We start from the raw sequence: 19,502 nt of genomic DNA on the forward strand, positions 1-19,502 counted from the left end.
ATAAATTGTTAAAGAGCAGGTGCGACGCGGCTTTCAGCTCACCGTCGCGAGGTGGCGTATATTACGCTTTCCTCTTTCAGAGTCAACCCTGAATTTCAGGATTTTTCTCTTCAACCGACCGGCTGTTTGTGTGAAGTGATTCACATCCGCCGTGTCGATGGAGGCGCATTATAGGGAGTCGGTTCAGGAAGACAAGCGGAAAAATGCATTTTTGTTTTAACCGCTCATCTTTTATCCATAACGCTTATTTTTGCTGCTTTTTTATCGCCGATGGCAGGTCGGCAAGGCTGTTTAACACCCAGTCCGCCGCGTTTTCTGCTTCTGCCGTGACCGGTTTGCCCGTACGCACCAGCACTTTTGTCCCGACATTTGCCGCCGCAGCCGCCTGCATATCTTCCAGCTTGTCTCCCACCATATAAGAAGCCGCCATATCGATATGCAGGAAATCACGCGCCGAGATAAGCATTCCTGGATGCGGCTTGCGGCAATCACATACCTGACGGAACTCTTCTATGCTGCCCTGCGGATGGTGAGGACAATAATAGATGCCGTCCAAATCAACATCGCGATCCGCCAACGACCAGTCCATCCATTCGGTTAACGTTTCAAACTGCGCCTCAGTGAATTTGCCGCGCGCGATTCCGGACTGGTTCGTTACCACCACCAGCGCATAGCCCATTTTTTTTAGCTCGCGCATCGCGTCAATAACGCCGTCTATAAACTCAAATGCATCGATTTCATGTACGTAGCCGTGATCCACATTAATGGTGCCGTCACGGTCGAGAAAAATTGCGGGTACAGACTTTGCCACCTTTTATAGCTCCTGAGTAAAGCAAGTGGCGCTAGTATCGCATGTTTCAGCAGGCAAGAAAGTGCTCATCGTATAAAGCCTGATTGATTTAGACGTCTGGATGCCTTAACATCCATTCTGTTGACGGCGTTGACCGTATTAGACAGACGAAAATGCCACGGCTAACTTAATTACGATAATAAATAACCAATGATTAAACTTTCGAATATTACCAAAGTGTTCCAGCAGGGGACGCGCACCATTCAGGCGCTAAATAATGTCAGCCTGCACGTGCCTGCCGGGCAGATTTATGGCGTCATTGGCGCCTCCGGCGCCGGTAAAAGTACGCTTATCCGCTGCGTTAACTTACTTGAACGCCCAACCGAAGGTAGCGTTCAGGTCGGCGGTCAGGAGCTGACAACGCTTTCAGAGTCTGAGTTGACCAAAGCTCGCCGTCAAATCGGCATGATTTTCCAACATTTTAACCTGCTCTCTTCCCGTACCGTGTTTGGCAACGTCGCGTTGCCGCTGGAACTGGATAACACACCAAAGGAAGAGATCAAACGCCGTGTCACAGAGCTGCTGGATTTAGTCGGTCTTGGCGACAAGCACGACAGCTATCCGGCAAATCTTTCCGGCGGTCAGAAACAGCGTGTCGCGATTGCCCGCGCGTTAGCCAGTAATCCAAAAGTGTTGCTGTGCGATGAAGCCACCAGCGCGCTTGATCCCGCGACGACCCGTTCGATTCTGGAATTGCTGAAAGATATCAACCGTCGTCTGGGGTTGACGATTCTGCTTATCACTCATGAAATGGATGTCGTAAAACGTATCTGCGACTGCGTTGCCGTCATCAGTAATGGTGAGCTTATTGAGCAAGATACGGTCAGCGAAGTCTTCTCGCACCCTAAAACGCCGCTGGCGCAGAAGTTTATTCAGTCCACTCTGCATCTGGACATTCCGGAAGATTACCAGGCGCGTTTGAAAGCGTCGCCGGAAACTGACAGCGTGCCGATGCTGCGCATGGAGTTCACCGGACAGTCTGTGGATGCCCCGCTGCTTTCTGAAACCGCGCGTCGTTTCAACGTGAACAATAATATTATTAGCGCGCAGATGGATTACGCGGGCGGTGTGAAGTTCGGCATTATGCTAACGGAAATGCACGGCACACAAGAAGAGACGCAAGCCGCAATTGCCTGGCTGCAGGATCACCATGTGAAAGTAGAGGTACTGGGTTATGTCTGAGGCAATGATGTGGTTACTGGTTCGTGGCGTCTGGGAAACGCTGGCGATGACCTTTGTCTCCGGTTTCTTCGGTTTCGTGATTGGCCTGCCGGTTGGCGTATTGCTGTATGTTACGCGCCCGGGGCAGATTATGGAGAACGCCAGGCTGTATCGCTCCCTCTCTGCAGTGGTCAATATTTTCCGCTCGATTCCCTTTATCATCCTGCTGGTGTGGATGATTCCTTTTACCCGAATAATTGTCGGCACCTCCATTGGTTTGCAGGCCGCGATTGTACCGCTGACCGTCGGCGCCGCGCCTTTTATCGCCCGTATGGTGGAAAATGCGTTGTTAGAGATCCCTGCCGGGCTGATTGAAGCCTCGCGAGCGATGGGCGCCACGCCGCTGCAAATTGTACGTAAAATCCTTTTACCGGAAGCGCTGCCTGGTCTGGTGAATGCGGCAACCATTACACTGATCACCCTGGTCGGTTACTCCGCAATGGGCGGCGCCGTCGGCGCAGGCGGCCTCGGTCAAATCGGCTATCAGTACGGTTATATTGGATACAATGCTACCGTGATGAATACGGTGCTGGTATTACTTGTCGTTCTGGTTTATTTAATTCAGTTATCCGGCGATCGCATCGTCAGGGCTGTCACGCATAAGTAACGTTAAACACAACACAAATACTCATTAAGGAAATAAGCATGGCGTTCAAATTCAAAACCTTTGCGGCAGTGGGTGCTCTGATTGGTTCTCTGGCACTTGCGGGTTGCGGTCAGGATGAAAAAGATCCGAATCATATTAAAGTCGGCGTAATCGTTGGCGCAGAGCAGCAAGTTGCCGAAGTCGCGCAGAAAGTCGCGAAAGAAAAATACGGCCTGGACGTGGAATTGGTGACCTTTAATGATTATGTTCTGCCTAATGAAGCGCTGAGCAAAGGCGATATCGATGCCAATGCCTTCCAGCACAAACCGTATCTGGATCAGCAAATCAAAGATCGCGGCTACAAACTGGTTTCTGTTGGTAAGACTTTTGTCTATCCCATTGCAGGATATTCCAAAAAAATCAAATCTCTGGATGAGCTCAAGGACGGTTCCCAGGTCGCTGTGCCTAACGACCCGACCAACCTTGGTCGTTCCCTGCTGCTGCTGCAAAAAGTAGGGCTGATTAAACTGAAAGACGGCGTTGGTCTGCTTCCTACCTCGCTGGATATCGTCGAAAACCCGAAAAATCTGAAAATTGTTGAGCTGGAAGCGCCGCAGTTGCCGCGTTCGCTGGATGACGCGCAGATCGCGTTAGCGGTCATCAATACGACTTACGCCAGCCAGATTGGCCTGACGCCAGCGAAAGACGGTATCTTCGTTGAAGATAAAGATTCTCCGTACGTTAACCTGATCGTGACGCGTGAAGATAACAAAGACGCCGAGAATGTGAAAAAATTCGTTCAGGCTTACCAGTCTGATGAAGTGTACGAAGCCGCAAATAAAGTTTTTAATGGCGGTGCGGTGAAAGGCTGGTAAGTTTTAGGCTGATTCCACAATCTGTAATATTATTCAGGACGGGCTATTGCCCGTCTTGTCATTTATGCAAGCTCCTGATTCAATATCTGGCAATTAGAACATTCATTGAGGAAATATTATGCGTGCTTTACCGATCTGTTTATTGGCACTCATGCTGGGCGGTTGTTCCATGCTAAGCAGATCCCCTGTTGAACCCGTTCAAAGCACCGCAACCCCGCCAAAAGCGGAGCCGGAGAAACCTAAAGCGCCGCGTGCCGCTCCCGTCAGGATTTACACCAATGCTGAAGACTTAGTCGGCAAACCTTTCCGCGATCTTGGCGAGGTTAGCGGCGAATCCTGCCAGGCGACAAATCAAGACTCTCCGCCTAACATTCCAACTGCGCGCAAGCGTATGCAGATTAATGCATCTAAAATGAAAGCCAACGCCGTCCTGCTGCACAGCTGTGAAATTACCAGCGGCACGCCAGGCTGCTATCGTCAGGCGGTTTGTATCGGGTCCGCCCTGAATATTTCGGCGAAATGAGCAGCTTTCAGTTTGAACAAATCGGCGTTATTCGCTCCCCCTATAAAGAAAAATTCGCCGTTCCGCGCCAGCCTGGTCTGGTCAAAAGCGCCTGCGGCGAACTGCATCTGATAGCGCCTTACAACCAGGCCGATGCCGTTCGCGGCCTGGAAGCGTTCAGCCATTTGTGGGTGCTTTTCGTTTTTCATCAGACGATGGACGGCGGCTGGCGGCCAACAGTTCGTCCGCCCCGTCTTGGCGGTAACGCCAGAATGGGCGTTTTTGCCACGCGCTCCACGTTCCGCCCCAATCCGATTGGCATGTCGCTCGTTGCGCTAAAAGGTATCGAGTGCCGGAAAGAGAGCGTAATTCTGAAATTAGGCAGTCTGGATCTGGTGGATGGCACGCCGGTGGTGGATATTAAACCGTATTTACCGTTTGCCGAGGCCTTACCGGACGCCGCCGCCAGCTATGCGCAACAGGCGCCGATAGCTGAAATGCCCGTGAGTTTTACCGCTGAGGTGGCTCAACAGCTTACGACGCTGGAAAGGCGTTATCCGCAGCTACGGACATTTATTTGCGATGTGCTGGCGCAAGATCCTCGCCCGGCTTATCGTAAGGGTGAAGAGACGGGCAAAACCTATGCCGTCTGGCTGCATGATTTTAACGTGCGCTGGCGTGTGGTTAACACCGGATTTGAAGTGTTTGCGCTGGAACCACGGTAATTTCACGCCCTTCTCTTTTGACATCTCTTGCACGCTGGTAAACTAAATCACTTTTTTTGTATCAGGCTCACATTGAGCCTGTTCGATCGTTCAACTGGAACCGTAACAACATGCGTACTAGCCAATACCTGCTCTCCACTCTGAAGGAGACACCTGCCGACGCCGAGGTTATCAGCCACCAGCTGATGCTGCGCGCCGGGATGATCCGCAAGCTCGCCTCCGGGTTATATACCTGGCTGCCGACCGGCCTGCGCGTCCTGAAAAAAGTCGAAAACATCGTGCGTGAAGAGATGAACAACGCCGGTGCTATCGAGGTGTCGATGCCAGTCGTTCAGCCAGCCGACCTGTGGCAAGAGAGTGGTCGTTGGGAACAGTACGGTCCGGAACTGCTGCGTTTTGTCGACCGTGGCGAGCGTCCGTTCGTACTCGGCCCGACCCACGAAGAAGTTATCACCGATCTGGTGCGTAATGAACTCAGCTCTTATAAGCAGTTGCCGCTGAACTTCTTCCAAATCCAGACCAAATTCCGTGATGAAGTGCGTCCGCGCTTTGGCGTGATGCGTTCGCGCGAATTCCTGATGAAAGATGCTTACTCTTTCCACACCTCTCAGGAGTCGTTGCAGGAAACCTATGACGCCATGTACGCCGCGTATAGCCGTATCTTCAGCCGTATGGGGCTGGATTTCCGCGCGGTACAGGCCGATACCGGTTCTATCGGCGGCAACGCCTCGCATGAATTCCAGGTGCTGGCGCAAAGCGGCGAAGACGATATCGTTTTCTCTGATGTTTCTGATTACGCGGCTAACATTGAACTGGCGGAAGCTATCGCGCCGCAAACGCCGCGCGCAGCGGCGACGCAGGAAATGACTCTGGTCGATACGCCAAATGCCAAAACCATCGCGGAGCTGGTGGAACAATTCAACCTGCCAATTGAAAAAACGGTAAAAACGCTGCTGGTGAAAGCGGCGAAAGACAGCAAGTCTCCGCTGGTGGCTCTGCTGGTTCGCGGCGATCATGAACTGAATGAAGTTAAAGCGGAAAAACTGCCGCACGTTGCCAGCCCGCTGACCTTCGCTACCGAAGAAGAGATTCGCGCCGTGATTAATGCCGGCCCTGGCTCCCTCGGCCCGGTCAATATGCCGATTCCGGTCATCATCGATCGCACCGTTGCCGCCATGAGCGATTTTGCCGCTGGCGCCAACATCGACGGTAAACACTACTTTGGTATTAACTGGGATCGCGATGTGGCGACGCCTGTTGTTGCCGACATCCGTAACGTAGTCGCCGGCGATCCGAGTCCGGATGGTCAGGGAACGTTGCTTATCAAACGCGGTATCGAAGTGGGTCACATCTTCCAGTTAGGTACCAAGTACTCAGAAGCGCTGAAAGCCTCCGTTCAGGGTGAAGATGGCCGTAACCAGATCCTGACAATGGGCTGTTACGGTATCGGCGTAACACGTGTCGTTGCCGCAGCTATCGAGCAGAACTTTGACGAGCGCGGCATTGTATGGCCTGACGCCATTGCGCCTTTCCAGGTCGCTATTCTGCCGATGAATATGCACAAATCCTTCCGTGTGCAGGAGCTGGCGGAAAAGCTGTACAGCGAATTGCGCGCGCAGGGCATTGAAGTGCTGATGGACGACCGTAAAGAGCGCCCGGGCGTGATGTTTGCCGATATGGAGCTGATTGGTATTCCACATACTATCGTGATTGGCGATCGCAACCTGGATAACGACGATATTGAGTATAAATACCGTCGTAGCGGTGAAAAATCGCTGATTAAAACCGGCGATATCGTTGATTATCTGGTCAAGGCGATTAAAGGCTAAACGACATTTTGTTGGGATTGCCCGGCGCCATCCGGCAGATATGTAAAGGCCTCGCACCCTGCGAGGCCTTTTATTAGTGAGTGCAATCTTTACCCGGCGCAAACTTCACATTTTTATCAGCTATTAGCGTTTTTACCGGCTCGCCCGTGTCCGGATTCGCGGCTAACACAAAATGCCCTTCTACCGTCAGCAGCACCGGTTTTTCCGCTTCACCTTTCGCCGCCAGATAGCCGCGCTCAAGCTGGGCGTTACTGGCGACCGGCAGCCGTTTTCCGGTCGCGCAATCGGTAAAGGTCGCCGCATCGGCCCTGTATACATACATACCACGCAACGGCATTGGCGTTACCGGCAGGCTGGCGGTAACAGGCACCAGCGTATAATTAAGCTGCGAAGCCACCGGATTGCCTTCTCTGTCGAGCATCTCCAGCGCATTGCCTTTCGCGCGATAATACGATTTCTCGCCATTGCTGTCGGTTAACACCAGTTTATCCGCCGTCCGCGCCCAGGTACCGTATGACGCAAAAGAGGAAGGTTCTTCGCGCACGCCCTGATAGCGCTCGTTCATCACCCATGTGCCGTCTTTTTCCAGAAACAGTGACGTTTCAATACCTTCACAATCCGCACAGGGCAGCACGCCGCGCCAGCTTTGCTGCATGGGTTTTAATTCCGCCGCCTGCGCAGGTTGCAGGGCGTCAACTTCCGCACGGTTATTACACCCTATCAATGCAAATAGCGTACAGGCTGCCGCTACTGACAATATTGCTGTTCTCACCATAAAATCCTTATGAAATTGCTATTCCTGCCCGTCAATCCAATGGACGACGAACTTTGCCGCGAAGCGCCTTTACAGAAGATTTTTGCGCCTTTGAGGACAAACGGCGCTCTTTCGAGGCACGCGTCGGACGGGTTGCGCGACGGCTTTTCTGCTCCGCAGTTAATTCTTTTATGACGGCAACCAGCCTGGCGATAGCCGCTTCCCGGTTGAGCTCCTGGCTCCGGAACTCCTGCGCCTTAATGATAATGACGCCATCATCGCTTATCAGATGGTGGCTGGCCGTCAGCAAACGCTGTTTATAATACTCTGGCAGGCCAGAGGCCCGAATGTCAAAGCGCAAATGAATCGCGCTAGAGGTCTTATTTACGTGCTGACCACCCGCGCCCTGCGCGCGAATGGCCGTAATTTCCAGCTCATTATCGGCTATGGAGACCGTCCGGGAGATGGCAATCATGAGGGCTGTTGCCAGGCGGTTAGCTGTATTTCCAGATTATTCCGAGCATCAGAAAGCCAGATTGCGCCGTCCTGAATCGTCGCCTGTAGCGTCATGGTACGATCGGCAAATTCACTGAGCTGCGCCAGTTGCCCGTCATCCAGATACCAGACGGACAGGTTAGCGAACTGCGCGCACTTGCTTTGATGCTGCTGCCACCAGATTTGCGCCGCCCGGGAGTTATAAGCAAAGAGCGCGACGTCGCTCGCCTGAGTACAGGCTTTCTTAATACGGCGCTCATCCGGCAGCCCCAGCTCTATCCAGAGATCGATGCCCAGATGATCGTTGCGCAGCCAGGCCTCCGGCTCATCTTCCGCGCTGAGCCCACGTGTAAACTGCAACCGTTCATCAGCATATTTTATCCATGCCAACAGGCGCAGCATCATGCGCTCCTGCGTTTCAGAAGGGTGACGCGCCAGCGTCAATGCCGCATCCAGAAACCGGTTGCGATCAAGGTCAGCCACATTGACGACGGCTTTATAAATTGTCGCTTTAAGCGCCATGAGAAAACTCCTTTCGAATCAGGCGCCCATTGTAGCGAAAACTGCGCTAAAAGGCTGTTAACGAATCTTTTACCCACTCGCGTCAGGCGCTGATATTGCGCAAATGAGTATGGTATAGTCACCTTGCTAAACAAGATTTAACTTCGTAGGCTTAGACTTGCATCCACGGTTAAGTCAGAATGCTGACAGGAGGGCATGTGGAAAAATATTGTGAGTTAGTACGCAAGCGGTATGCGGAAATCGCCAGCGGAGACTTAGGGTATGTCCCGGATGCGCTGGGTTGTGTATTGAAAGTGCTTAATGAAGTGGCGGCAGATAGCGCCCTTTCAGAGTCGGTCAGGGAAAAGGCAGCTTATGCTGCCGCGAACTTACTGGTGAGCGATTATGTCAATGAATGAAACGTATCAACCCATTAATTGCGATGACTACGATAGTCTTGAGCTTGCCTGCATGCATCATTTAATACTGACGCTAACGTTAAAAGATGGCGAGGTTTTGCAGGCAAAAGCGAACGATTTGATCTTACGTAAAAACGTAGAATATCTGCTTGCCGAGGTTTCCGGCGAGTCTTGTGAGCTTCGTCTCGATAAAATCGCCAGTTTCAGCCACCCGGAAATTGGTACCGTGGTAGTTAGCGAATCCTGAGTATTTTGTTGCCGGATGGTGGTGCAAGCACCTTATCCGGCCTACGTTCCATGCGATACGTAGGCCTGATAAGCGCAGCGCCATCAGGCATGCCAAACCAGACTCACCCCTTCTTTATCTTCTGCTGCTCCCTCACGCGTCACAAAAACACCCGCAGCCGCAATCAGCGTTTCGCCGTAAAACAACAGCGGCGTGGTGTCTCGTCGCCAGGGCGGGATCCCCTGCTCCTGCCAGATTTTCTTTAATTTACGTCCACCGTTACGCCCGACAATATGTAACACGCCTGGCGCTTTAAAACGAATGCTGACGGATTCTTCCTCTCGCGGTCGGCGCAGTTCGCCGCCAGGAACGAGCTGTACCGTCCCTAAGCCGGCAGGCAGCGCCAGCGGCGTTTGCCAGGCGGGCCAGGCCACCGTCGTTTCGTGTTGTCCGGCCACGGATTTAATCCACCACAGTTGCGACTGATAACGGCGAATCTCGTGATCGCCAAAGCGTAAACAGGGAGAGGCATCGTCGCGCGCCAGCGCCACCTCCTGCCAGATACGTTCCAGCGCGTCGCGAGAGGGCATCGGCGCATTACGCATCGCCAGCCAGCGACGCAAAATCGCCGCCCGCCGTACATCGCTCATCGACATTAATGGAGAGAGCCGCAATGTTCCCTCCGCCGTGATACAGTCAGTAAGATCGCTGGCCAGAAGCTCGTCCAGCAGCCGTTCTTGCTCGGCGCAGAGCGTCGCGCTACGGGCTACCGCCGCAGGAAAATGCGGCCAGCGCTGCTGCAAGAGCGGAAGCGCGCGCAGGCGTAAAAAATTGCGATCGTAGGCGTCATCCTGATTGCTTTCATCTTCAATCCAGCATAAGCCATGACGCACAGCCCACTGTTCCAGCGTCTTCCGCGTTTCTCTCAACAGCGGGCGAAGAAGCAGAGTTCCGGCAAAAGGCGAGCGTTCTCCCATCGCGGAAAGTCCGGCCGGACCGCTGCCGCGCTTTAACGCCAGCAGGAATGTTTCACACTGATCGTCAAGGTGCTGCGCGGTTGCCAGCACTTCGCCAGGCAATAGCGTCTGTGCGAACGCCCGGTAGCGCGCTTCACGCGCATGGGCCTCGATACCCAGGCCATTATCCGCCAGCGTCACCCGCTCCACTACCAGCGGAACCTGCCAGCGTTCGCATACGGTTTCGCAATGCCGCACCCAGCTATCAGCATGAGGGCTTAAACCGTGATGAATATGGATAGCACGCAGCGTGACGTCAGGATGGCGTTCTCGCCACAACACCAGTTGATGCAGAAGCACCGTAGAATCCAGGCCACCGCTAAAGGCAGCCAGAATACGGCGAGAAGAGAGTAACGAGGTATTCAACGTGAGAGTGGTCATGATCCATGCTTATAGTGACTTAGCCCGGCAACGTTACCTGGCGAGCGTCTTAATGACAAGCCTTACTGCTCATACAGCTCAAGCGGTAAACCGTCCGGATCGTTGAAAAAAGTAAAGCGCTTCCCGGTATACGGATCGATGCGTATCGGTTCGCACTTAACCTGATGCTTTTCCAGATGCGCAACGGCGTTTTCCACATTTTCCACGCTGAAAGCCAGATGGCGCAGGCCGCAGGCTTCAGGTCGGCTTGGACGCGCCGGAGGGAAGGGAAAAGAGAAAAGCTCAATCACATACTGCCCGTTTAGTGCCAAATCGCCCTTCCACGAGTCACGCTCTTCCCGCCAGACTTCGCTTAGCAGATCGAACCCCAGAATATCGCAATAAAACGCCTTGCTCACCGCATAGTCTGTCGCAATGATCGCGATGTGATGAACCTGTTTTAATCCCAGCATAGCGTCTCCTTTATTGATTATCAGTACGTTACTCGTCACATTCCCGTCAGGCAAGCTAACAGGCGTGTTTTAAGACTCGTACCTGGTACACCCCGTCTTCATTCCGTTTCGCGCCGTGAATATCCGTTTCAAAACCGGGATAATGCTGGCCAATCGAGCAGAGCATCAGCAGAAAATCGAGCACGGCCCGACTCTGTTGCGTGATCCTCTCGCCGGGCATCAACAGCGGAACGCCTGGCGGATAAGGCAGGATCATATTCGCGGAAACGCGCCCTGGCAGTTGATCGAGCGCCACGGTTTCCACCTCGCCTTTGATCTGACGCTGCCAGGCCTGGTGCGGGGTCATGATCATCTCCGGTAAAACCTCGAACGCCCGCAGCATCAGCCCCGGAAGATCGTGCTGGCGGATCAGTTTATGGATCCCCTGCGCCAGATCCTGAATGCGCATATTGCGATAAAAATCCGGATCTTCCGCATACAGATCCGGCAACATATTTTTGACGCGCAGGTTAAGATCGTAGGCGCGTTTAAATTCCGTCAGTCCGCGCAGCAGCCCCATCGCACGGGTCTTATCAATCCCTATGCTGAACAAAAACAGCAGATTATACGGCCCGGTTTTTTCCACCACCACGCCTCGCTCATCGAGGAACTTCGCCACCAGCGCGGCGGGTATCCCCTCTTCGCTCATGTTGCCCTGTTCATCCATCCCCGGCGTCAGGATTGTCACCTTAACCGGATCGAGAAACATATGATCATCATCGGCATCGGCGAAGCCATGCCAGGTTTCTCCCGGCGTGACCGGCCAGCATTCGGCCTCATCAACCTCTTCCGGCTGCCAGATATCAAAGAACCAGCTATCGGACTCTTCACGTAGCCGCTGTACCTCTTTACGAAAATGGAGCGCCCGTTCCACCGAACGGTTAATCAATCTTTTCCCTGGATTGCCGCGCAGCATCGCCGCCGCGGTCTCGATAGAGGCGACAATGGGATAGCTCGGCGATGTGGAAGTGTGCATCATAAACGCTTCGTTAAACGTCTCTTCGTCATATTCCCCTTTGATATGAATAAGCGACGCCTGCGAAAAAGCCGCCAGCATTTTATGGGTAGATTGCGTTTCGAAAATCACTTTTCCGGGCACCCGATCGCCGCTCATCCCGCTTTTCCCCTGGTAGATCGGATGGAAATGGGTATAGGGTACCCAGGCGGAATCAAAATGGATCGAGGGAACGTCCAGCATCTGCTTGATCCAGTTAGTGTTATACAGCAGACCATCGTAAGTCGAATTGGTGATAACCGCATGAACCGGCCATTGCGCCTGCGCGGTTTCCGCCACCTTACGCGCAATGCTGTCGCGGGTAAATTCACGCTTAGGAATACCGCCGAGAATACCGAGCGCATTGCGCGTCGGCTTCAACCAGAGAGGCACCACATCGCTCATCATCAGCAAATGCGCCAGCGATTTATGGCAATTACGATCAATAAGTAGCGTACTTCCCGCAGGCGCGGCATACATACCGACAATTTTATTCGAGGTCGACGTACCGTTCGTCACCATATAACTCTGCTCGGCGCCAAAAGTACGGGCGATATACTCTTCCGCTTCCAGATGCGGCCCGGTGTGATCCAGCAGCGATCCCAGTTCAGTCACCGAAATCGACACATCGGCCTTTAAGGTATTGCCGCCAAAAAAGTCATAAAACAGACAGCCTGGCGGGCTTTTCTGATACGCCGTTCCCGCCATATGACCCGGCGTACAAAAGGTATATTTTCCTTCTTTGGCGTAGGTAAACAGCGCTTTGGTAAACGGCGGCGTAATATTATCGAGATATTCGTTTGTATATTGATGAATGCGCGTCGCGATATCTTCAGCCAGCCCCAACGCATACTCAAAAAACCACAGCGCCATGCGCATATCGTGAACGCTAACGTCCAGCGTGGAGTTGGTATTGATAAAGGCGTAGAGAGGAAGGTATTCATTTAGCTGGTTGATTTCGCTACAAAGGTCGAGACTGTATTCATCCCAGTCAAAAATAACGCCGCAGATGCGCGGGTTATGTTCAATAAACTTCAACAAGTCAACGCTATTTTGCGGCCAGATAATTTGAAATCCCAGGGATTGTAATGCACGCTCAAGCTCCTTGATGGGTTCATCTTTATAGTAAACCCCGTGCGGCCCCATAATGGCGATGATGTTCATGCTTTCTCCTGAAAAAACCTGAGATAAGCATAGTAACAATCCTGCCGATGCAAAGCACCGACAGGATTTATCTTATTACAATGCGTTCCATGCATCGGCCCAGGCAATCCCTACACCGGGCTCATAGTAGGCAGGCGCAACATTACACCATGAGCCTTCCGGGAACGGTTTGCACTGGTACAATGCGCCATTACTGTTGACGATGTCGCCCGGATTCCATTTCTGGCTGCTGCTCCAGGCAGGGTAGCTGGTGGTCTTATCTTCGTCATCCGCAGCGGCGGCCTTCGCTTTCACATTCAGCGTATAAACCGCTGTACTGGAGAGCGTACCGTCGCTAACGGTCAGATTCACCACATACTGGGTGTTCTGAGTGACATCCGGCGCGTTGAAAATCACAACGGCTTTATCCTGGCCGCTCAGCGTTTTGCCATCCTGCGACATCCAGGTATAGGTGAGCTTGTCGCCATTCGCGTCGGTCGATCCTTCCGCGCTGAGTGAAACCGGGCTACCGGCTTCCACCGCCCCGACCGGCCCGGCAATGCGCGCGACTGGCGCCACGTTTTCATCCGTCACTGGCGCCGGAGTTGGCGTGACATCCGGTTCAGTGGTTCCGTTATCATCGACGATATTAACGTTGAAATAATGCTGTACACATTTCGTGTAGTCACCCTCTTTAAAGGCGGTATACGGTGTTTGATATCCCACTAACTGGCAGGAATAGGTTTTACCATCCGCAGTATCGGCGCTCCAGCCCCAGTCTTGTTCCCAGTAGATCGGTAACGCGCCAGCGCCGCCTTCATCGAACTGCTTCATCTTTTTACAGCCCAACACTTCGTCCGCCGGCACCGGCACTTTCAGGTAGTTGGCAAACTCTTTGTAGTAGGCGATACGGTTAAGCGACTGCGCATTCTCATCTGCGCCGCCGCACTCCACGCCGCCATTGATGATTTGAATGGTGACGCCGAAACCTGATACCAGGCCGTTTGCTTTATCGCGATCGTTTGGCTGCCAGGTACCGTCAATCACATGTAGCATAGACGGCTTCGGCGGCTGCGGATACACAAAGAAGAAGACGGCGCTCGCCAGGTTCATCCAGGTATCCGCCACCAGCTCGGGTTTATCCAGCAGAGGGCGAACGTCGCCATACATCGCGTCAGAGAAAGGCCCATAGTTGTAGTTATAAGAAAGCTGTTTTGCCCCGCGACCAAAATAGCTGAGGAAATCGCCGTCCTTATCTTTACCGCACGGCCAGGTCTGGCCCTGCCATACATCCGGGTTACATTCGCCGTTGTAGCCGCCTTTCTGCCCTTCAGTCCAGCCGACTTCGCGCAGATAGACCAGCGCCTGACGCCATTCTGGAATGTCACGCCAGCTTTCGTGACCGCCCGTCTCCTGGGCAAAATGCGCAAACATAGTAGCCAGGGTTTTACGGCAGATAGCGTCGCTATCGCGTCCATCGGTGTAGGTACCACAAACCGCCGGGAATTTACCTATCGCTTTCAGGAAGTTAGAGTAAGTGTATTCCGGCGCGCGCATCGGGAACAGATAATCCCAGTCGGCCTCTTTCAGAATACTTTCAACGCGTTTTACGTTTGCCGGGTTAGCGGCGCGCCCCGGTTCAATTTGTTCAACCGCGCTGTTATCCAACGTCTGAATAGAGGATTTCACGGCCTCCATTAACGGAAAATCCGTCAGCGCTTTCTCTTTCGCCGCCAGATCGCTGGCGTTAATGGTCATTGGCTCACTACTGCTAAGCAGCGGCGCGGCCTGCGCACCGGATAAGCTCAACATGATCCCTGCCGCTACGGCGCTGAGCGCCAGTGTTTTTTGCAATCCCATAATTTTTTCCTTGAAGGGTAGTTCACTGCCTGCCCTGGCCACACGCCTGGCAGTTGATACAGTGTCAGGGAGAACATGCCGTTGCGTTTAATCACATCAACTCATCGGCGTCTCATTTTTCCTCGTCCAAAAAAAAGAGGCCGGATTATCCGGCCTCCTGGGAAAAATGAGGTAAATGATTAGGCGTAACCGTAGCTCATCAAACGCTGGTAACGACGGTTTTTTAAATCATCGGTGCTTAACACATCGAGATCGGCTAAATCTTCCAGCAGCTGCGCTTTTAGCGATGCCGCCATCGCTTCCGGATTACGGTGCGCGCCGCCCAGCGGCTCCGGAATGATGGAATCGATTAGCTTCAGCTCTTTCAGACGCGGCGCGATGATGCCCATTGCTTCAGCAGCCAATGGCGCTTTGTCGGCGCTCTTCCACAAAATAGAGGCGCAACCTTCCGGGGAGATAACGGAATAGGTGCTGTATTGCAGCATATTCACTTTATCACCCACGCCAATCGCCAATGCGCCGCCGGAGCCGCCTTCGCCAATCACGGTGCAGATGACCGGTACGTTCAGACGAGACATCTCACGCAGGTTGCGGGCGATGGCTTCAGACTGACCACGCTCTTCCGCGCCCACGCCAGGGTAAGCGCCCGGGGTGTCGATGAAGGTGATAATCGGCATGTTGAAGCGTTCAGCCATTTCCATCAGGCGCAGCGCTTTGCGGTAGCCTTCCGGCGCTGGCATGCCAAAGTTACGACGAATTTTTTCTTTGGTTTCACGACCTTTCTGATGACCAATGATCATCACCGGTCGCCCTTCCAGACGCGCGATACCGCCGACGATGGCTTTGTCATCAGCATAGGCGCGATCGCCCGCCAGCTCATCAAACTCATCAAACGCCAGACGGACATAATCCAGGGTGTACGGACGCTGCGGATGGCGAGCCAGTTGGGCTACCTGCCATGCGCCGAGATCGGCGAAGATTTTGCGCGTCAGTTCTACGCTTTTTTCGCGCAGGCGATGGACTTCTTCATCGATATTAATATCCAGTTTCTCATCCTGGCGGCTTACCGCAGTCAGAGAATCGATTTTCGCTTCCAGCTCTGCTATCGGCTGTTCAAAATCAAGGAAATTCAGACTCATAGTATTCCTGTATTAGTCAAACTCCAGTTCCACCTGCTCCGAACCAATGAGGCCACGCAGATCGTTAAGTAAACGATCGCTCGGAGAGACACGCCACGTTGCGCCAAAACGCAGCCGCGCACGCGCATCCGCCCTCTGATAGTAGAGATGTACTGGAATGGTCCCCGAGCGGTGGGGTTCCAGAGACTGACGGAGTCGGTTTAAAAGCTGGTCATCAATTTGCCTGTCCGTCAGCGAGATAGCAAGCCCGCGAGCGTATTTTTCGCGAGCTTCGTCAATATCCATCACTTCGCGGGCGGTCATTTTAAGCCCCCCGCTGAAGTCATCAAAGCTGACCTGTCCGCTGACGATAAGTATGCGGTCTTTTTCCAGCAACTGCTGGTATTTATCCAGCGCGTCGGTAAATAACATCACTTCCAGACGCCCGGAACGGTCATCCAGCGTACAGATGCCGATACGATTGCCGCGCTTGGTGACCATAACCCTTGCGGCAATCACGAGCCCCGCAGCCGTGGTGACTTTACCACGTTCTGTCGGATGCATGTCTTTGAGCCTTACCCCGCCGACATAGCGCTCAATTTCTTTTAAATACTGATTGATGGGGTGGCCCGTCAGGTACAGCCCCAACGTTTCACGTTCCCCATCTAACACCACCTGCTCCGGCCACGGCTGGCAGCTGGCATAGGATTGCTCGATTTGCTCCGGCTCTTCCGCCAGTACGCCGAACATATCCGCCTGACCGATAGCTTCCGCTTTGGCGTGCTGGTCGGCGGCTTTCAGCGCATCGCCCAATGAGTTCATCAGCGCGGCGCGGTGCGGCCCCAGGCGGTCGAACGCCCCGGACATGATCAGCTTTTCCAGCACCCGGCGGTTGAGCTTTTTGGTGTCGGTCCGCGCGCACAGATCAAACAGCTCGCGGAAATAGCCGCCCTGATTACGCGCGTCGATGATCGCTTCGATCGGCCCTTCGCCGACGCCTTTGATCGCGCCGATACCGTAGACGATCTCGCCCTCATCGTTAACGTGGAAATGGTACAATCCGGAGTTAATATCCGGCGGCAGAATTTTCAGTCCCATCCGCCAGCACTCGTCCACCAGGCCGACGACCTTCTCGGTGTTGTCCATATCGGCAGTCATCACCGCCGCCATAAACTCTGCCGGATAGTGCGCCTTTAGCCATAGCGTCTGGTAAGAAACCAGCGCATAAGCGGCGGAGTGCGATTTGTTAAACCCGTAACCGGCGAATTTCTCCACCAGGTCAAAGATTTTCATCGCCAGTTCGCCGTCGATACCGTTCTTTTTCGCGCCCTCTTCAAAAACGGAACGCTGTTTGGCCATTTCTTCCGGCTTTTTCTTACCCATCGCACGACGCAGCATATCCGCGCCGCCGAGAGTATACCCGGAAAGTACCTGGGCAATCTGCATCACCTGTTCCTGATACAGAATGATGCCGTAGGTCGGCTCCAGTACCGGCTTCAGGCTTTCATGCTGCCACTGAACGTCCGGGTAAGAGAGTTCTTCACGACCGTGCTTACGGTCGATAAAGTTATCTACCATCCCTGACTGCAACGGACCGGGACGGAACAGGGCCACAAGCGCGATCATATCTTCAAAGCAGTCCGGCTGCAGACGTTTGATCAGATCTTTCATGCCGCGCGATTCAAGCTGGAAGACCGCCGTGGTTTCCGAGCGCTGCAGCATGTCGAAGCTTTTTTTATCGTCCAGCGGAATGGCGGCGATATCCAGCGGCGGCTCACCGTTTTTCTCGCGCCGCTTGTTGATCATCTCCAGCGCCCAGTTGATGATGGTCAGCGTACGCAAACCGAGGAAGTCGAACTTCACCAGCCCGGCATATTCCACGTCGCTTTTATCAAACTGGGTAACCGGATGCTTGCCCTCTTCATCGCAGTACAGCGGCGCAAAGTCGGTAATTTTGGTCGGCGCGATGACCACGCCGCCAGCGTGCTTACCGGCGTTACGCGTGACGCCTTCGAGCTTACGCGCCATATCGATCAGCGCTTTGACCTCTTCGTCCGCCTCGTAAATTTCCGGTAGTTGCGGTTCCGCTTCAAAGGCTTTTGCCAGCGTCATGCCCGGATCGGGCGGCACCAGCTTCGAGATACGATCCACAAAACCGTACGGATGCCCCAGCACGCGGCCCACATCGCGGATAACGGCTTTCGCCGCCATCGTACCGAAGGTGATAATCTGCGATACCGCATCACGCCCGTACATGTCTGCGACGTGCTCAATCACCTGGTCGCGTTTCTCCATACAGAAGTCAACGTCGAAGTCAGGCATCGAGACACGTTCCGGGTTCAGGAAACGTTCGAACAGCAGGTCAAATTCCAGCGGATCAAGGTCAGTAATTTTCAGCGCGTAGGCCACCAGCGAACCGGCCCCGGAACCACGTCCCGGCCCTACCGGCACGCCGTTATCTTTTGACCACTGGATAAACTCCATCACGATGAGGAAGTAGCCAGGGAACCCCATCTGGTTGATAACCTGTAGTTCAATATCCAGACGCTCGTCATATTCCGGGCGACGCTTTTTGCGCTCTTCTTCGTCCGGAAACAGGAAAGCCAGACGCTCTTCCAGCCCCTCTTTCGCTTTTTTGACCAGATAATCTTCGGTGGTCATATCGCCGGTCGGGAACTGCGGCAGGAAATATTCACCCAGACGCACCGTTACGTTGCAGCGTTTGGCAATCTCCACCGTATTTTCCAGCGCCTCCGGAATATCGGAGAACAGCTCGCACATTTCTTCTTCACTGCGCATATACTGCTGCGGTGAATAATTGCGTGGACGTTTAGGATCGTCGAGCGTGAAACCGTCGTGGATCGCGACACGAATTTCATGGGCGTCAAAATCATCGCTTTCAAGAAAACGGACATCGTTTGTCGCGACAACCGGCAAACCACGTGCCTCAGCCAGCTCAACCGCAGCATGGAGATAGGTCTCTTCATCCTGTCTGCCGGTACGGATCAGTTCCAGGAAGTAGCGTTCGGGAAAATGCGCTTCATAGAAAGCAACGCACTCCTCCACCAGCGCCTGGTTGCCGCGTAGCAGACAGCGGCCTACGTCGCCCATGCGCCCGCCGGAAAGCAGGATCAAACCTTCTTTAAGCTCTACCAGCCAGTCGCGCTCAATAATCGGGCCTGCCGCGCCGTAGCCGCGCTGATACGCTTTCGAGATCAGCAACGTCAGGTTCTGGTATCCCGTATTATTCGCCGCCAGTACCGTCAGATGAGTCAGCTCATCTCCCAGCAGTTCGTTGTGAACATTAAAGTCCGCCCCGACGATGGGTTTAATGCCCGCGCCATGACCCGCTCCGTAGAACTTCACCAGACCGCAGAGGTTGGTAAAATCGGTGATCGCCAGCGCAGGCATACCTAATGAGGCCGCCTTTTTCACCAGCGGCCCGGTCTTCGCCAGCCCATCGATCATAGAGTAGTCGCTGTGCACCCGCAGGTGAACGAAACGTGGTTCAGACAT

Annotated in this window: 18 protein-coding genes; 8 read left to right on the forward strand and 10 right to left on the reverse strand. The window is 53.7% G+C overall.

Going from position 1 to position 19,502, the window contains the following annotated elements; translation table 11 throughout:
- Positions 1–244: 244 nt before the first annotated feature.
- Entirely contained in the window at positions 245–811 is a 567-nt protein-coding gene (gene gmhB / locus NA330_RS07780; RefSeq protein ID WP_001140158.1) for a D-glycero-beta-D-manno-heptose 1,7-bisphosphate 7-phosphatase, read from the reverse strand.
- Positions 812–1,000: 189 nt separating this feature from the next.
- Here gmhB and metN point away from each other — a divergent pair, with 189 nt between their 5' ends.
- From metN to proS, 6 genes are all read left to right on the forward strand, one after another.
- Complete coding sequence (gene metN, locus NA330_RS07785; RefSeq protein ID WP_000594021.1) at positions 1,001–2,032, forward strand: methionine ABC transporter ATP-binding protein MetN; 1,032 nt, start codon at positions 1,001–1,003, stop codon at positions 2,030–2,032.
- Complete coding sequence (locus NA330_RS07790) at positions 2,025–2,678, forward strand: methionine ABC transporter permease MetI (RefSeq protein WP_001287486.1); 654 nt, start codon at positions 2,025–2,027, stop codon at positions 2,676–2,678. Before metN ends, NA330_RS07790 begins: the two co-directional genes overlap by 8 nt.
- Before the next feature lie 38 nt (positions 2,679–2,716).
- Complete coding sequence (gene metQ, locus NA330_RS07795; protein ID WP_000874215.1) at positions 2,717–3,532, forward strand: methionine ABC transporter substrate-binding lipoprotein MetQ; 816 nt, start codon at positions 2,717–2,719, stop codon at positions 3,530–3,532.
- Between the two features lie 118 nt (positions 3,533–3,650).
- A complete protein-coding gene (gene rcsF / locus NA330_RS07800; protein WP_001202315.1) occupies positions 3,651–4,055 on the forward strand; it encodes an Rcs stress response system protein RcsF in 405 nt (134 codons plus the stop codon).
- On the forward strand, positions 4,052–4,759 hold the full coding sequence (gene tsaA / locus NA330_RS07805; RefSeq protein WP_000093988.1) for a tRNA (N6-threonylcarbamoyladenosine(37)-N6)-methyltransferase TrmO: 708 nt from the start codon (positions 4,052–4,054) through the stop codon (positions 4,757–4,759). The genes rcsF and tsaA overlap by 4 nt, the downstream gene beginning before the upstream one ends.
- 110 nt (positions 4,760–4,869) lie before the next feature.
- Positions 4,870–6,588: a proline--tRNA ligase gene (proS, locus tag NA330_RS07810; protein ID WP_001260672.1), complete on the forward strand. Its 1,719-nt coding sequence runs from the start codon at positions 4,870–4,872 to the stop codon at positions 6,586–6,588.
- A 73-nt stretch (positions 6,589–6,661) separates the two neighbouring features.
- On the opposite strand, the gene nlpE is transcribed toward proS, so the two are convergent.
- Genes nlpE through NA330_RS07825 form a run of 3 tightly spaced genes read right to left on the reverse strand, consistent with a single transcriptional unit; the run spans position 6,662 to position 8,359 of the window.
- The gene (gene nlpE, locus NA330_RS07815) at positions 6,662–7,363 is read right to left on the reverse strand and encodes an envelope stress response activation lipoprotein NlpE (protein ID WP_000252575.1); all 702 of its coding nucleotides are present in this window, start codon (positions 7,361–7,363) and stop codon (positions 6,662–6,664) included.
- 31 nt (positions 7,364–7,394) lie between these two features.
- Positions 7,395–7,817, reverse strand: a complete 423-nt coding sequence (arfB, locus tag NA330_RS07820) for an alternative ribosome rescue aminoacyl-tRNA hydrolase ArfB (RefSeq protein ID WP_000560527.1) — start codon at positions 7,815–7,817, stop codon at positions 7,395–7,397.
- A complete protein-coding gene (locus tag NA330_RS07825) occupies positions 7,814–8,359 on the reverse strand; it encodes a YaeQ family protein (protein WP_001185319.1) in 546 nt (181 codons plus the stop codon). Before NA330_RS07825 ends, arfB begins: the two co-directional genes overlap by 4 nt.
- Positions 8,360–8,556: 197 nt before the next feature.
- On the opposite strand from NA330_RS07825, the gene NA330_RS07830 reads away from it, so the two are divergent.
- Positions 8,557–8,757, forward strand: coding sequence for a YaeP family protein (locus tag NA330_RS07830; RefSeq protein WP_001518678.1), 201 nt, complete (start codon positions 8,557–8,559; stop codon positions 8,755–8,757).
- Complete coding sequence (gene rof, locus NA330_RS07835) at positions 8,744–9,004, forward strand: Rho-binding antiterminator (RefSeq protein ID WP_000062330.1); 261 nt, start codon at positions 8,744–8,746, stop codon at positions 9,002–9,004. The genes NA330_RS07830 and rof overlap by 14 nt, the downstream gene beginning before the upstream one ends.
- A gap of 83 nt (positions 9,005–9,087) precedes the next feature.
- Here rof and tilS read toward each other — a convergent pair whose 3' ends face one another.
- The 6 genes from tilS to dnaE form a co-directional block, all read right to left on the reverse strand.
- A complete protein-coding gene (tilS, locus tag NA330_RS07840) occupies positions 9,088–10,380 on the reverse strand; it encodes a tRNA lysidine(34) synthetase TilS (RefSeq protein ID WP_020898417.1) in 1,293 nt (430 codons plus the stop codon).
- 62 nt (positions 10,381–10,442) lie between these two features.
- Positions 10,443–10,832: a VOC family protein gene (locus tag NA330_RS07845; RefSeq protein ID WP_000901088.1), complete on the reverse strand. Its 390-nt coding sequence runs from the start codon at positions 10,830–10,832 to the stop codon at positions 10,443–10,445.
- 55 nt (positions 10,833–10,887) lie between these two features.
- Positions 10,888–13,029 carry a lysine decarboxylase LdcC gene (ldcC, locus tag NA330_RS07850; protein ID WP_001021042.1) on the reverse strand — a complete coding sequence of 714 codons (2,142 nt, stop codon included), beginning with the start codon at positions 13,027–13,029 and terminating at the stop codon, positions 10,888–10,890.
- A gap of 75 nt (positions 13,030–13,104) precedes the next feature.
- A complete protein-coding gene (locus NA330_RS07855) occupies positions 13,105–14,868 on the reverse strand; it encodes a chitinase (RefSeq protein ID WP_023241712.1) in 1,764 nt (587 codons plus the stop codon).
- A gap of 179 nt (positions 14,869–15,047) precedes the next feature.
- Positions 15,048–16,007, reverse strand: a complete 960-nt coding sequence (gene accA, locus NA330_RS07860) for an acetyl-CoA carboxylase carboxyl transferase subunit alpha (RefSeq protein WP_000055753.1) — start codon at positions 16,005–16,007, stop codon at positions 15,048–15,050.
- 12 nt (positions 16,008–16,019) lie between these two features.
- Positions 16,020–19,502 carry a DNA polymerase III subunit alpha gene (gene dnaE / locus NA330_RS07865; RefSeq protein WP_023241711.1) on the reverse strand — a complete coding sequence of 1,161 codons (3,483 nt, stop codon included), beginning with the start codon at positions 19,500–19,502 and terminating at the stop codon, positions 16,020–16,022.

Source organism: Salmonella sp. NW722 (assembly GCF_051702785.1).
GTDB lineage: Bacteria > Pseudomonadota > Gammaproteobacteria > Enterobacterales > Enterobacteriaceae > Salmonella > Salmonella enterica.

What these genes read in the sequence shown, in the direction of transcription:
- metN (WP_000594021.1), top strand. Translation starts at nt 1,001, where the DNA reads ATGATTAAACTTTCGAATATTACCAAAGTGTTCCAGCAGGGGACGCGC.
- NA330_RS07790 (WP_001287486.1), top strand. Translation starts at nt 2,025, where the DNA reads ATGTCTGAGGCAATGATGTGGTTACTGGTTCGTGGCGTCTGGGAAACG.
- metQ (WP_000874215.1), top strand. Translation starts at nt 2,717, where the DNA reads ATGGCGTTCAAATTCAAAACCTTTGCGGCAGTGGGTGCTCTGATTGGT.
- rcsF (WP_001202315.1), top strand. Translation starts at nt 3,651, where the DNA reads ATGCGTGCTTTACCGATCTGTTTATTGGCACTCATGCTGGGCGGTTGT.
- tsaA (WP_000093988.1), top strand. Translation starts at nt 4,052, where the DNA reads ATGAGCAGCTTTCAGTTTGAACAAATCGGCGTTATTCGCTCCCCCTAT.
- proS (WP_001260672.1), top strand. Translation starts at nt 4,870, where the DNA reads ATGCGTACTAGCCAATACCTGCTCTCCACTCTGAAGGAGACACCTGCC.
- nlpE (WP_000252575.1), bottom strand. Translation starts at nt 7,363, where the DNA reads ATGGTGAGAACAGCAATATTGTCAGTAGCGGCAGCCTGTACGCTATTT.
- arfB (WP_000560527.1), bottom strand. Translation starts at nt 7,817, where the DNA reads ATGATTGCCATCTCCCGGACGGTCTCCATAGCCGATAATGAGCTGGAA.
- NA330_RS07825 (WP_001185319.1), bottom strand. Translation starts at nt 8,359, where the DNA reads ATGGCGCTTAAAGCGACAATTTATAAAGCCGTCGTCAATGTGGCTGAC.
- rof (WP_000062330.1), top strand. Translation starts at nt 8,744, where the DNA reads ATGTCAATGAATGAAACGTATCAACCCATTAATTGCGATGACTACGAT.
- tilS (WP_020898417.1), bottom strand. Translation starts at nt 10,380, where the DNA reads ATGACCACTCTCACGTTGAATACCTCGTTACTCTCTTCTCGCCGTATT.
- NA330_RS07845 (WP_000901088.1), bottom strand. Translation starts at nt 10,832, where the DNA reads ATGCTGGGATTAAAACAGGTTCATCACATCGCGATCATTGCGACAGAC.
- ldcC (WP_001021042.1), bottom strand. Translation starts at nt 13,029, where the DNA reads ATGAACATCATCGCCATTATGGGGCCGCACGGGGTTTACTATAAAGAT.
- NA330_RS07855 (WP_023241712.1), bottom strand. Translation starts at nt 14,868, where the DNA reads ATGGGATTGCAAAAAACACTGGCGCTCAGCGCCGTAGCGGCAGGGATC.
- accA (WP_000055753.1), bottom strand. Translation starts at nt 16,007, where the DNA reads ATGAGTCTGAATTTCCTTGATTTTGAACAGCCGATAGCAGAGCTGGAA.
- dnaE (WP_023241711.1), bottom strand. Translation starts at nt 19,502, where the DNA reads ATGTCTGAACCACGTTTCGTTCACCTGCGGGTGCACAGCGACTACTCT.